Genomic DNA, 13,380 nt, shown 5'->3' with positions numbered 1-13,380 from the left:
TCGCGGGCACGCCCAGCAGGAGGTCAATCGAAGGCAGATCCTCGAGGAGATGTAGCGGCTCGTACTGAACGGCGTGAAGAACGAACTGGTGACAACTGATCGTTAGTGCGGGGAGGCACTGGCGGGGAGGATGTCATCATGCCCGGTCCCTATCCCCGAGCGACGCTTCAGAACTGGCTCCGCCACGCCGATATCGAGGAAGGCAGCCGTCCCGGCCAGACCGCCGCGGACGCGGCGGAAGCCCGTGAGTTGAAGAAGCGGATCCGGCTGCTCGAGCAGGAGAACGAAGTTCTCCGTCGTGCGGCGGCGTATCTGTCGCAGGCGAATCTGAAACTCGGTGGCTCCCGAAAATGACGTACCCGCTCGTTGCTGAGCTCGCCGCAACGGGAGTCCCCGTAACGGTGTCGTGCCGGGTCCTGAAGCCCGCAAGACAGCCCTACTACTGGTGGCGAAACGAGCCGATCCTGGACGCCGACGTGCTTCGGGCGTATCGGCTCAACGCCCTCCACGATGCGCACCACGATGACCCAACGTTCGGCTACCGATACCAGGCCGACGAAGCTCGTCGCGCGGGGTGGCGGATGAGTCGGCGGGCGGCGTGGAAGCTGTGCTCGCAGGCCGGGACCCTCTCGTCCGCGCAACGCCGGCGACGCGGGAAGGGCCAGAAGGCTAGGCCGCCGGTGTTCGACGACCACGTGCAACGCATTTTCCGTGCGGATGCGCCGAATCGGCTCCGGCTCACCGACATCACGGAGCACCGCACCACCACCGAGGGCAAGCTCTACTGTTGCGCGATCAAAGACGTGTTCTCGAACCGGATCGTGGGCTGCTCGATCTCGGATCGGGTGACCGCGAAACTCGCCGTTGACGCGCTCCGCAACGCCGTCGCACGCCGCGGTGAGGTCGCCGGCTGCATCCTGCATGCAGATAGGGGCAGCCAATTTCGCAGCGGAGCGATGGCTCGTGAGCTACGTCATCACGACATGGTCGGATCGATGGGCCGCGTCGACGCCGCAGGCGACAACGCCGCGATGGAGTCGTTCTGGTTGCTGCTGCAAACGAACGTGCTCAACCAGCAGAGGTGGACGACCCGGCAGGAACTGCGCCTCTCGATCGTCGTTTGGATCGAACGGAAATATCACCGGCAACGAGCGCAGGACACCCTCGGCGGGTTGACGCCCATCGAGTTCGAAGCCAAGCTAACCGAGCCGCTCACACTCGCGGCCTGAACCACACCTGTCACCGATTCGTTCTTCGCGCCCGCCTCCTCGACGCGTTGCAGACGGGGTGGGTCCGGCTGACATCCGCGCGCGGATCCGTGTCGGTGACGCAACCACGCTGATATCGGCGCCCGGTGTCCACTTGCTGACTGGGCATGTCGGCAAAGGCCAGCAGTTCGACTGGGTAGTAATCGTCGGTTTTGAGGAAGGCGTGATTCCGAATTTCCGCGTGTCATCTGCTGACGAGATGGCCGAAGAGGCCCGAGTGCTCTCCGTCATGCTGTCACGGGCTCGAGATGGCGTGATTGTGGGCCGTGCCGCGTCGATCCCGACGAACAACGGCCGACCCATGAACCGGACTCCATCGTCGTTCCTTGGTCAGATTTCGTCCGCCCATCCGCGTGACGCCGCGAATCTGGTTGCCTGGTTAAGTCAGGTGAGTTGGACGGACATCGCGGCTCGCTAAGCCCGGACCCACACGATGGCACATCCTCGAAACCTTACTAATGCGCGGCGGTCGAGGGCAGCACAAGTCGTTCACGACGCGCCGCACCTTGCTCTAGCCGGAGTGCCCGCCGAGTCGCCTGTCGCAGAGCCTTGCTACGTTTAGCGCACCGCGTGAGGGGGAGACATCGTGGCAGACGAGATCGAATTGGCGGGCGACGACGACGGTGTGGTCGTGATGGGCGACCGGGGTGCGATCGAGAGATTCCTCAAGAAGGCAGGTCTCTCATCGCAGGCGATTCCCTTCGACCTGGTTAGACTGATCAAGCTTTTGAAGGGTGCAGCAGACACGGCGCAGGCGGCGGCCGAGATCGCCGAACGATCCGCGCTTTACCTCAAGCTCACCCCGGAATCCGCGCAGCGTCTCAAGGAGGCCGGCGGCCTCATGAAGACGAAGACGAAGGGCGTCAGCCACGCAATGCTGGGCGAGACCGGCAAGACATCGCTCAAGTGGTTGCAGGTGCAAGACGGCCGTGCCTCGCTTCTGACCAACCCCGCGGTGCTGTCAGGGCTCGGCGGACTCATGAGCCAGTTCGCGCAGCAAGCGGAGGCCAAGGAACTCAAAGCGCTACTGCTGAGGATCGACGACAAGCTCGACGACGTGCGACGAGATCAGCGCAACGCCGTGCTCGCACGCATGAAGGGAGCCGCAGCTCAGATCGAGGAGGCCATGCTGCTCCGTGCGCACGACGGAGATCCCATGACGCTGTGGGCCAAAGTCAGCGGAGCGTCAGCCGCGATTCTCAACGTGCAGGAAGAGGCGCTCCTTGCCCTCGGCTCGCTCGCCGCGAAGGTTGAGGGCAAGCGTGGCACGGGAGAACTCAAGAAGCTCACGCGGGAGATCGAACGGGAAGTCGCGGTCCAGCTCGCGGTTCTCGCTCGCTGCTTCGAGCTCCATGACGAGTTTCGTGTGATCGAACTCGACCATGTCCTTGCCACTGCCCCGGAGAACCTGGAGGGGCACCGAGAGGGCCTTCGTGCGGCGCGAACCAAACGACGCACAGACATCCTCAACGAGACGGTTGCCCTCATGGGTCAGATGGACGCCGCGGGCGGAGTGGCGAATGAGAACATCATTCTGCACATCCGCGCTGCACGATCGGTGGTCGGATCGTTGAACGCCACCTCCGACCTCCTCAATGAGTTTCACGCGCCATTGGGTATCGAGTTGACGCGCGCGGCCCTCACCACAACGCCTTGGAGAGACGCGCTCCGCGATCCACAGCAGCGCCGCACGGCCGGTAAAGAAGTTGGGCAGAAGGCTGCGGTGAGCGCCGCTGCCGTCGGAGTACTCGCGCTCACGGTCGGTGGGGCAGTCGCCAAGGGTGGGAAACCAAGTGCCTAGTGCCAGGCTGAAGTCACGAGGAAAATTGCGAGCGCACGGATGACGAAGCCCAGCGACTCGATTCCGCTCTACTTCACCCAGTACTTCGATGTTGAGCCCCGGACGCTCGCCGACTACGGGGCATTCGACATTTCCGTAGTCTCCGATCTGCCCCTGTTCATCGACCCCTTCCTCCTTTTCAACAGCAAGAAGGCGAGCTACCAGGAACTTCACGAATCGATCGTCACCTACCTCACATTCCTTCGTGACAAGGCAGACGGTCAGCTTGATCCGGCCCTGATCGACAGTTGGTACCGGTTCAAAGAGGTGAAGCAGAACTGGCTGGGTTTCACTGTGCTCGGCAACGCCGGGAGTGGACTCGGAAAAGCCTTCGCGACAGCGCTCCACGACTCGCTCGGCTCGATCCTTCGGAGCTTTGGAGCGGAGCAGATCACGCAAGGGAGCCACCTGGAGAAGCTCGCGCTCATCACCGACGGGGTCGGTCGAGACAACATCAGCGACTTCACGACCAACCTGATCAAGGGCTTTCTTCTTGAGTACACGCAGGAGTTTGCCCATCTGCATCTGAGCGCGGAGCAGCGGGGGATGTTCGCAGTTACTCGGGCCGCTTTCAACTATCAGACCGAGGCGTGGGAGACGAGAGAGTACGAGCTCCCGATCCTGCATGGTGACTACGTTCTGCTCACTCCCGCGGATCTGCTGACGCGCGATGACACCTGGATCAGCCGTCCCGACATGATCCGTGGATTTCACCACATCGCGGAGGCAATAGACGACTCACAACTGCGTGCTCAGGTCAACAATTACCTTCATTCACGGCTCAGTAAGAAGCCCACGGAGAGGGAGTACGCGGCGGCGGCGCAGGCAACGATCCATGAGTTCCCCGAGGTCATCGACTATTACATCCGCCAGCAAGAGGAGCGCGGCGACCAAGCCGTCGGGTTGAGTGCCAAGCGCCGAGAGGAGACCGAACTCCTGCTTGTCGACATGGTGCAGAAGGCCGTCGCTGCGATCACGACGAACACCACGTTGTATGCGGCACCTCTGACGAGCTACGACGAGGCGCTTGAGCGGGCGCAGGGCTTCAAACGATACGTCGAGCACTCCGATGGCTACAGACTCTTGAACCGGGCAGGTCTGAAGAAGCCGTTCTCTAGGGAGTCCGACGTGCAGCTCTTCTTCGGCCTCATCTTCTTCGGGAGCGAGTTCGACGTGAACCGTGAGGTGAACAATGGTCGCGGTCCCGTCGACTTCAAAGTGAGTAAGGGATCGATCGACAAGTCCCTGATCGAGGTTAAGCTCGCGAGCAATACAGCGCTGAAGCGCAACCTGGAGCGCCAAGTCGAGATCTACGAGCGAGCGAACGACACGCGGACATCAGTCAAGGTCATCGTCTACTACACCGCCGAGGAGGAGCGGAAGGTCTATAAGATCCTCAACGAACTCAAGCTCGCCGCGGAGCCCTCGATCGTACTCATCGACGCTCGAGCAGATAACAAGCCATCCGGCTCGAAGGCGTAGATCGGCCTCTCAGTGCGCCGGTGCGTGGCCGAATTGGCACTCCAACGCTCCGAAGCGCCGTCAGTACGGTCTGAGCGTTGAACCCAAGCTGCCGCCCGATCCTCGCGGCGGAGCGGCCGTCTCGGTAGAGTTCCGCGGCGGTCGCAATCTCTGCCTCGCTCATCCGACGGATGGTTTTGATGCCACGAGCGGCTAAGCGCATGCCCACCGTCTGGCGGGTGATGCCGAACTCCCGCGCGACGTCGGCGACGCTTTCGAGCTCCTGGAAGCGAGTGACCATGGCATCCACCTCGGCAGGGCGGAGTTGGCGCGCCGTCTTCGCTCGCGCAGGCATGGGCGCAGGCCGCCAAGATCTCGTGGACTTCCGCACCAGATCAGGTATCGCGTGGGCGTCGCAATGTTTGGAGTAGGCGTGCAGTAGGTCCACCACTTCTCGAACGGCGTCCCTCCTCACAGGGGCGCCGTTCTCATTCGCCCGAAGAGCTGGCGGCGCTCGTGGACCGGCTCACGGCGGTGCCCGCCGACGTTCCCTATCTCGTCATCACCGGACTCGACGCGGGGCCGGATTACGCCGCGTGGTTGCAGCAGACCATCCCGTACAGCGTCCACGAGGTGTGGCAGCCGTCGACGCACGACCCGCACCTCATCGATCCGGCCCGTTTCGTCGCCCGTATTGAGGCGTTCGCGCGCTGACCACCGGGCCGTCGGGCCCGGGTGCGCTCGTCCGCGTCAGTCGGCCGCGGCGCCCTCGGCCCATCCGCCCGGAGCGGCGACGTTGAACATCCACGCCACGCCCCACGGGTCGACGACCTCGCCGTAGAAGTCGCCCCAGACCTGCTTCTCGAGCGGCTGCTTCACCTCGGCGCCGCGCTCGACGAAGCGGTCGTAGAAGCCGCGGACGCGGTCGAACTCGTCGCTCATGAACGCGGCGTGCGTGCGACTGGCGCCCCACCCCTGGGCGGGCTCGTCGAAGCCGTCGGCGCCCATCACCGTGAACCCCTCGGCGCGCAGCTCCGCGTGCATCACCCCGTCGGCGGGGGCGTCCGGGATGCCGAAGTCGGAGAACGTGTTGACCGTCAACTCGCCGCCGAAGACCGACTGGTAGAAGGTCATCGCCTCGCGGGCGGCGCCGGCGAACGAGATGTAGACGACGAGAGAGGTCGACATGGGGGCATCCTTCATCTTCGAGAGCGGATCGGCCCTCACGTTAGTCCCGCGGCGGGGGAGAGGGAAGGTGCGTCACGCGCCCTGGTACTGACGCAGCTGCGCGAGCAGGCGGGGCGCGCTCGCATCGAAGGTGCGACCCCCCACGACGACACCGACGACGAACACGGCGACACCCCAGACCGGCCCGATCCCGAGGGCGAGCCACCCCGCGAGCGTCGAGCCGCCGAAGGCCGCGATCCCCGCCGGGATCACGGCCGGCAGGGCGATGACCGCCGCGACGATCCAGCAGAGGAAGAACAGCAGCGTCATCGTGAAGGTCGTCCCCGGCACGCGCTTGAACGGCGAATCACCGGGCGCGGGCGTGGGGATCACGAGCAGCGCCGACGTGACGGCGCTGACGCCGTAGCCCACGAGCGCGACGCCGACCGAGGCGCCGACGACGGCCGGGAGGAGGTCCCAGCGGTTCGCGATCGCCAGGATCACGGCATCCGCCAGCAGGGTGAGGGGGATGCCGACGCTCGCCGCCCCGAGCATGCGGCCGAGACGATCGGCGCGCCCCCGGATGCCGGTCTGCATGACGGTGGCGAACGCGGTGCCGTCGTACGAGACGTCGGCGTAGACGATCGTGCCGGCGAAGAACCCGACGAGCACGCCCGAGAGCACGAAGAACGGACCCGTGATGTCGCCCCCCGCGTAGATGAGCACGAGGACGGGGGCGAAGGGGAGCAGCAACATCTGCCGCAGGTAGCGGAAGTCGCGGGTCCACGAGGTGAGCGCTCGCGCCCAGGTGGCGCCCGCGGGGGTGGAGGGCATGACGCCGAACCATCCGAGCGAGCCGGCGCTGCGACGCGCGGCGGAACGGGCGGGCGGCGCGACGACCGAGGCCGACAGGCTCCGCCGCCACAACCACCACAGCAGGGCGAGGGTCGCCAGGGCGATCGCGAACTTGCCCAGCGCGGGCAGCCAGGAGCCGGCGGCGAGGTCGCCGGGCACGGCCCACACCGCTCCGATCGGCGTCCACGACACCGCGGTCACGATGCTCTGCAGCTGCGTGCCCTGTGCGCTGACCGCGACGAGGCCGTTGGTGAGCACGATGAAGAGCGGGCTCGCGAAGATCAGCACCGCGAAACCGACGAGACCGATGATCTCGCGCGTGCGTCGGCCGCCGCCCACGCCCGCCGCCAGAGCCGACACGGCACGAGACGCGACGACGCAGATGAGGACGCCGAGCGGCACGCACACGACCGCGGCGATCGCCGACACCGGGTCGCGCCCCCACACGAGGAACGTCGCGAGCGCGCCGAGGGTCGTCGCGATGCCGGGCACGCCGGTGAGGCCGCCGGCGGTGATGGCGAGCATCATCTGGCGCGTCGTCATCGGGAACGGTGCGAGCTTGGCGGGATCGAGGGTGGTGTCGATTCCTGCGGCGAACACCGGTCCGATGACCCAGCCGAGGGTGAGCAGGGCGCCCGCGGCCGTCACCGCGGCGCGCGCGATGCCGGCGTCGAGGGTGCCCACGAAGAACAGCCCCGTTCCCACCAGCAGCAGCATCCACAGCGCGCCGAGCACGCCGAGGATGAAGCCGACCAACTGCATCGGGCTCCGCATGAGGGTGTTGCCCAGCACGCGGAACCGGATCTTCAGGACTGTCGCAACCACTGCGGCCCCTCCGAGTGGTGGCGACCGCCCACGAGGTCGACGAAGCGGTCCTGCAGGGTCTGGGTGCCGCGCACCTCGTCGACGGTCCCGGATGCCAGTAGCCGGCCCTGCGCGATGACGGCGACGTGGTCGCACATGCGTTGCACCAGGTCCATCGAGTGGCTCGACACGATGACCGTCCCGCCCGAGGCGGTGTAGCCGCGGAGGATGTCCTCGATGTTCGCCGCCGACACCGGATCGACCGACTCGAAGGGCTCATCGAGCACGAGCAGCCGCGGGGCGTGCACCAGGGCGCACGCGAGGGCGACCTTCTTGGTCATGCCCGCGGAGTAGTCGACGACGGGGGTGCCGGCGGCCTCGCCGAGGTCCATGATGCGCAGCAGGTCGGCCGTCCGCGAGGCGACCTCGTCGCGGGGGAGGCCGAACATCATGCCGGTGTAGGTGACCAGCTGCTCCCCGGTGAGCCGGTCGAACAGGCGCACGCCGTCGGCGAGGTTGCCGATCAGCTTCTTGGCCTCGACGGGGTGCGCCCAGACGTCGACGCCGTGGATGCGCGCGGTCCCGGCATCCGGTCGCAGCAGGCCGGTGGCCATCGACAGCGTCGTGGTCTTCCCCGCTCCGTTGGGCCCGACCAGGCCGTAGAACGACCCGGTCGGCACGGTCAGGTCGAGACCTGCGACGGCTGTCTTCTCGCCGAAGCGCTTGGCGAGTCCGCTCAGCTGCATCGCGGGCTGCTGATCGGTCGCGACCGGAGGCACGACGGCATCCGGAAGGACGGTCGGCGGCGTGACGGGTTGCGGGGGCACGGTCTGCGAGGTCTCGCGGGAGTGGTCGGTCACGATCTCGAACCTATCTGCGTGGTGCGGACCCTTGCCAGGCTCCGCGGGGAATGGGGGTCAATATCGGATGGCGTCGATGACCTTCACGCGCACCGCGACGAGGGCCGGGAGCAGCCCGGCGATCGCGCCCACGGCCGTGGCGGCGACGAGGCCGGTGACCGCGGCGTCCACCGGGAACGGGGGGAAGTCGGTGACCATCCCCTGCCCGATGAGCTCGCGCACGGCCGGCGACTGCACCACGAGGATCGACACGGTCACTCCCGCGGCCCCTGCGACCACCGTCGCCACGACGCTCTCGAGCATGACCGCGAAGAACACCCGGCTCGCGGTCGCACCGAAACTGCGGCGGATGCCGATCTCGCGAACACGCTGCTTCACCGTGACGAGCGCGATGTTCACCAGTCCGAGGGCGCCGAGCAGCAGCACGAGCACGGCGATGCCGATGACGACCATCTTCGTGACGAGGAACGGATCGTCGCCGTACGTCGCCCAATCGCGTCGATCGGCGGTCACTTCGACACCGGTGCCCAGGGCCGCGCGCAGATCGCGCTTCACCACCTCGGTGAGCTGGTCGGCGATCTCGGGCGGCACCCACATCTCGTAGGACGGGATGACGGGACCCCCGCCGCCGTACGGATCGCTCGGCGCGGCGGCGGCGTCTCCGCGCTCACCGGCGGCCGCGGCCTGCATCGCCTGCAGCTGAGAGCCGAGCATGTACATCGACGGTTCGATCTCCCACGTGGCCGAGGGCGTCACGCCGACGACGACGGCGCGCACGCCGCCGGAGGGGATGCCGGATGCCGCGTTCGGCAGGCCCTGGCCCCCGAGCGCCACCATGGGGTGGGTCTCGAGGGGCGGGCGGCCCATGCGGTCGTAGAAGATCTCGTTCACGATGAGGCGAGGAGCCAGCTGCTGCACGTCCCGCTCGGTGAACCAGTCGCCCTCGGCCATGCGCACCCGGTGCATCTCGCCGAACGGCTGGTCGACGGCCTGCGTCGGCACTTGCACGATGCCGTCGCGGAACGGCACCGACTGCGTGGTCTGCACGACGCGGGTGGCGTAGGAGATGTCGTAGCGCTCGACGACGTCGCTCCACGCGGCATCCATCGCCTCGGGGGCGAGGGTGCCGCCGTCGGTGCGGTAGGCCGAGACGGACAGGCTCGCCGGGCGCCCGGACTGCCGCTCGCTGAGTTCCTGGTTCGCCTGCTGCACGATCGCGCCGAGGGCGACGACGGTCGTGAGCGAACACACGGCGACGGCCACGCCCACGAGAGAGAGCAGGACGCGCGTGCGATGCACCCGCACTTCCTGCCAGGCCTCGAGCAGCGCGCCGACCACGGCGCTGACGCCGCGCATCAGTCCTCGCCCTCCGGCGCGTCGAGGCGCGCGTCGTCGGTGGGTCCGCTGTCGGCGGGGTCGGAGAGGGTGGCGGTCGCCGTCGCGGTGCCGAGCCCGAGGACGGCGAGCTCGTCCGTGCCGGTCGACGCCGCCTCCTCCGGCGCCGGAGCCATCTCGCGCCGGTCGCGTCTCGTCAGCGGCTCCAGCGACGGATCGCCGACCGGGGTCAGAACGCCCCGGTCGAGCCGGAAGTGCCGACGCGCGCGCCGGGCGATGGTCGGGTCGTGGGTGATGATGACCTGTGCGGCGCCCGTCTGCACGGCGACCTCGTCGATCAGCTCCATCACGCTCTGCCCGGTGTCGAGGTCGAGGGCGCCCGTGGGCTCGTCGGCGAGGATCAGGCGCGGCCCGCGGACGAGCGAGCGCGCGATCGCCACCCGCTGCTGCTCACCGCCCGACAGGCGATCGGGCATGCTGTTCAGTCGGTGCTCGAGACCGACGAGGGCGAGCATGTCGGCGGCGATCCTCTTGCGTCGCCAGAACGTCCTCCCCGACGCGTAGAGGAGCGGCATCGTGACGTTCTCGAGGGCGGTGCGTCCGGGCAGCAGGTTGAACTGCTGGAAGACGAAGCCGATCGCCGCTCCGCGCAGACGATCGCGCTGCGCCGACGAGTACGACCGCACCGGGCGGTCGTCGAAGAGGATCTCGCCGCTGGTGGGCAGGTCGAGAAGCCCCAGCATGTTCAGCAGCGTCGACTTGCCCGAGCCCGACCGTCCGACGATCGACACGTGGTCGCCCGGTTCGATCTGCAGGTCGACGCCGTTCAGGATCGTCAGCGCGGGCTGATCCTGCGGGATCACCGTGCGGGTGACCGCCCGCAGCGCGAGCAGGCTCATCCGCCGAGGGCCGCTTCGCAGTACATCGACCCGTCGGGATAGGTCGTGCACCCGTCGTTCGCCGGGGCCATCGCGCCGGGGGCGAACTCCAGGATCTCGTCGCCCTCGGCCAGCCCCTGCGTGATCTGCACCTGCGTGCCGTCGGTGAGGCCCAGCGCCACCGGGCGCTCCTCGGTGGCACCGTCCGCGCTCATCACCCACACCGTGCCGCTCTGAGCCGCCCCGCGCACCGCGGTGGTCGGCACGACGAGCACGTTCTCGGCGCGACCTCCGGCGATCGTCATCTCGGCGGCGAGCCCCGAGAAGACGGTCACCTCGCCCGGCACGGTGCACGTGGCCGTCGTCGATGATCCGCCCGCACCACCGGTGCTCGCTCCGCCCGTGGCGGACGTGTCGTCGCTCGTGCTCCCGCCGGTGCTCCCGGCCAGGGGAGTGGTGATGCGGAGGTTCCCGCACGCGAAGGCGGCGGGCCCGCCGGTGATCGTCACCGTGGCCTCGGTCGGGCGGTCCAGCAAGCGGTACTGCTGCGCGGGCTCGAGCGAGCCGCTGACCGAGAAGGTCGGCGGGGCCACGGTGCCCGCCGTCATCCCGATCGTGATGTCCTGCCCCGAGATGACCGAGAGGGAGCTCAGGATGCCGGTCGCCGGCGCCGTGACGTCCTCGTAGCGGAAGATCGCCGGCTTGGGCTTGCCCTCGGCATCCACGCTGTCGGCGGGATCGCGCTCGATGGGGACCTTGACGTCGAAGACGACGTCACCCTGGTTCACGTTCGCGCCCTGGGCGATGAAGATCTTGTTCACCGTGCCGGCGGCCGTGGCCTTCATCGGCAGGGCGGGATCCGCCGAGACGGTGGCCGAGACGACCACGTCGTTCGTGATCGTGCCCAACGCCGCGACGGTCGTCGGTTCGACGATGGTCCCCGTCGGGATCGCGGGAGACGCGTCGGCAGGGCGATCAGGGAAGAACGCGAGCTTGATGAGTGCCGCCGCCACCAGGGCGACGAGAAGGATACGCAGAATCGGAAAGACCCACGTGCGTGCGATCCCCATGAAACCCCCCGGAACGGAAATCGTCGTCATCGAACGTCTCCACCCTAGGGGGGTGCGTGTATCGCGCACGTATCGCCCGGCGCCGTGGGAGCCGGAGATCATCCGATGGGATGACGTCGATCGGCGATGTCATCCCCTCGGATGACGGAGGCACGGATGCCGCGACCCCGACCGTTCGAGACGGTGGGGCCGCGGCATCCGGTGGGCGAGGCTCAGTCCTTCGGCGGCGCCACGACGTGCGGCTTCGTGGGGTCGAGCGGGGCGCCGGTGGCGAGGCGCGCGTGGCTGCGCGAGTAGGCGAAGTAGATCGCGAACCCGAGGGCGAGCCAGATGAGGAAGCGCAGCCAGGTCTCGACCGAGAGGTTGAGCATCAGATAGGTGCAGATGAGCGCCGACAGGATCGGCAGCACCGGGCTGAAGGGCACGCGGAACCCGCGCTTCAGGTCGGGGCGCTTGCGCCGCAGCACGATGACGCCGATCGAGACCAGCACGAAGGCGGAGAGCGTGCCGATGTTCACCATTTCTTCGAGGACGCCGATGGGGGTGAGTCCGGCGACGATCGCCACGATGACCGTGACGATGATCGAGATGACCCACGGGGTGCGGAAGCGCGGGTGCACCTTGGCGAGGCCGCCGGGGAGCAGGCGGTCGCGCGACATCGCGAAGATGATGCGCGTGGCGCCGATCAGCAGGGTCAGCACGACGGTCGTGAGGCCCGCCACCGCGCCGGCCGCGATGACGGTCGCCATCCACGTCTGGCCGTGGAAGGCGAACGCGTTCGCGAGGGCCGCGGAGGGGTTGAGGTCGGAGTAGGGGACCATTCCCGTGACCACGACGGCGACCGCGCAGTACAGGATCGTGCAGATCACGAGCGACGCGATGATGCCGATCGGCAGGTCGCGCTGGGGGCGCTTGGTCTCCTCGGCGGTGGTCGCCACGACGTCGAAGCCGATGTAGGCGAAGAACACCAGGGCGGCTCCCGCGAGGATGCCGCCGACACCGAAGGTCGCGGGCTCCAGACCCGAGAGGAACTGCAGCAGCGGCTGCGTCAGTCCCGACGTGGATTCGGTCGGCACGGAGTCGGGCACGAAGGGGCTGTAGTTCGCCGGGTTGATGAACAGGATGCCGGCGATGATGACGAACAGCACGATGAACAGCTTCACCGCCACGAGGACGAGGTTGACGCGGAGCGACTCCTTGATGCCCAGGGTCATCAGGCCGCCGAGCACCAGCACGAGCAGGATGGCGGGGAGATCGACGACACCGCCGTATGAGATGGCCGGCGGGAGCACGATGCCGATCTGTTCGAGGAACGTCCCGAGGTACGCGCTCCAGCCCTGGGCGACGACGCTCGCGCCGAGGAACATCTCCAGGATGAGATCCCACCCGATGATCCAGGCGAACAGCTCGCCGAGCGACGCGTAGGAGAAGGTGTACGCCGATCCCGACACGGGGACGGTCGAGGCGAACTCGGCGTAGCACATGGCCGCGAGGCCGCACGCGATCGCGGCGATCACGAAACTGATCACCACGGCGGGACCCGCCACGTCGTGCGCGGCGCGCCCGGTGAGGGTGAAGATGCCGGCGCCGATCACGACGCCCACGCCGAAGACGGTCAGGTCGACCGCGCTCAGGGACTTCTTGAGCCGGAACTCCGGTTCATCGGTGTCGGCGATGGACTGCTCCACCGACTTGGTACGGAAAAGGCTCACGCGACGCTTCCCTGTCTCGACGGATGTCTGTCTCAGGTGGTGTCCCCGGAGCGAACACCACCCCCGGAGAATAGTCCCTCGCCGCCCCCGCGCCTATCGGTGACGCGGCCCGCCGTCCCGGTGCTATCAC

Annotated in this window: 13 protein-coding genes; 6 read left to right on the top strand and 7 right to left on the bottom strand. The window is 67.6% G+C overall.

What is annotated here, in order from left to right; all coding sequences use genetic code 11:
* Positions 1-138: 138 nt before the first annotated feature.
* The 6 genes from AB0230_RS06510 (at position 139) to AB0230_RS06485 (ending at position 5,283) form a co-directional block, all read left to right on the top strand.
* Positions 139-354 (top strand): hypothetical protein, encoded by a 216-nt coding sequence (locus tag AB0230_RS06510; protein WP_366374688.1) that lies wholly within the window; start codon positions 139-141, stop codon positions 352-354.
* Positions 351-1,229: an IS3 family transposase gene (locus AB0230_RS06505; protein WP_366374686.1), complete on the top strand. Its 879-nt coding sequence runs from the start codon at positions 351-353 to the stop codon at positions 1,227-1,229. The genes AB0230_RS06510 and AB0230_RS06505 overlap by 4 nt, the downstream gene beginning before the upstream one ends.
* 58 nt (positions 1,230-1,287) lie before the next feature.
* Positions 1,288-1,686 (top strand): 3'-5' exonuclease, encoded by a 399-nt coding sequence (locus AB0230_RS06500; protein WP_366374684.1) that lies wholly within the window; start codon positions 1,288-1,290, stop codon positions 1,684-1,686.
* Between the two features lie 168 nt (positions 1,687-1,854).
* Complete coding sequence (locus AB0230_RS06495; protein ID WP_366374682.1) at positions 1,855-3,069, top strand: hypothetical protein; 1,215 nt, start codon at positions 1,855-1,857, stop codon at positions 3,067-3,069.
* 39 nt (positions 3,070-3,108) lie between these two features.
* Positions 3,109-4,590, top strand: a complete 1,482-nt coding sequence (locus AB0230_RS06490) for a hypothetical protein (RefSeq protein ID WP_366374680.1) — start codon at positions 3,109-3,111, stop codon at positions 4,588-4,590.
* Between the two features lie 495 nt (positions 4,591-5,085).
* Positions 5,086-5,283, top strand: coding sequence for a hypothetical protein (locus AB0230_RS06485; protein WP_366374678.1), 198 nt, complete (start codon positions 5,086-5,088; stop codon positions 5,281-5,283).
* A gap of 36 nt (positions 5,284-5,319) precedes the next feature.
* Here the strand turns inward: AB0230_RS06485 and AB0230_RS06480 are convergent, their stop codons facing one another.
* The 7 genes from AB0230_RS06480 to AB0230_RS06450 form a co-directional block, all read right to left on the bottom strand.
* Entirely contained in the window at positions 5,320-5,757 is a 438-nt protein-coding gene (locus tag AB0230_RS06480; RefSeq protein ID WP_366374676.1) for a VOC family protein, read from the bottom strand.
* Between the two features lie 72 nt (positions 5,758-5,829).
* Complete coding sequence (locus AB0230_RS06475) at positions 5,830-7,416, bottom strand: hypothetical protein (protein ID WP_366374674.1); 1,587 nt, start codon at positions 7,414-7,416, stop codon at positions 5,830-5,832.
* Positions 7,398-8,141 (bottom strand): ABC transporter ATP-binding protein, encoded by a 744-nt coding sequence (locus AB0230_RS06470; protein ID WP_363578647.1) that lies wholly within the window; start codon positions 8,139-8,141, stop codon positions 7,398-7,400. The genes AB0230_RS06475 and AB0230_RS06470 overlap by 19 nt, the downstream gene beginning before the upstream one ends.
* Positions 8,142-8,312: 171 nt before the next feature.
* Positions 8,313-9,611: an ABC transporter permease gene (locus AB0230_RS06465; protein ID WP_366374672.1), complete on the bottom strand. Its 1,299-nt coding sequence runs from the start codon at positions 9,609-9,611 to the stop codon at positions 8,313-8,315.
* On the bottom strand, positions 9,611-10,489 hold the full coding sequence (locus tag AB0230_RS06460; protein WP_366374670.1) for an ABC transporter ATP-binding protein: 879 nt from the start codon (positions 10,487-10,489) through the stop codon (positions 9,611-9,613). Before AB0230_RS06460 ends, AB0230_RS06465 begins: the two co-directional genes overlap by 1 nt.
* Positions 10,486-11,538: a hypothetical protein gene (locus AB0230_RS06455; protein ID WP_315994720.1), complete on the bottom strand. Its 1,053-nt coding sequence runs from the start codon at positions 11,536-11,538 to the stop codon at positions 10,486-10,488. The genes AB0230_RS06460 and AB0230_RS06455 overlap by 4 nt, the downstream gene beginning before the upstream one ends.
* A gap of 212 nt (positions 11,539-11,750) precedes the next feature.
* Complete coding sequence (locus AB0230_RS06450; RefSeq protein ID WP_315994719.1) at positions 11,751-13,250, bottom strand: amino acid permease; 1,500 nt, start codon at positions 13,248-13,250, stop codon at positions 11,751-11,753.
* Positions 13,251-13,380: the final 130 nt, after the last annotated feature.

This window comes from Microbacterium sp. NPDC089190 (assembly GCF_040701795.1).
Classification (GTDB): Bacteria; Actinomycetota; Actinomycetes; order Actinomycetales; family Microbacteriaceae; genus Microbacterium; species Microbacterium galbum.
This window is presented reverse-complemented; position numbering and strand designations above follow the sequence as displayed.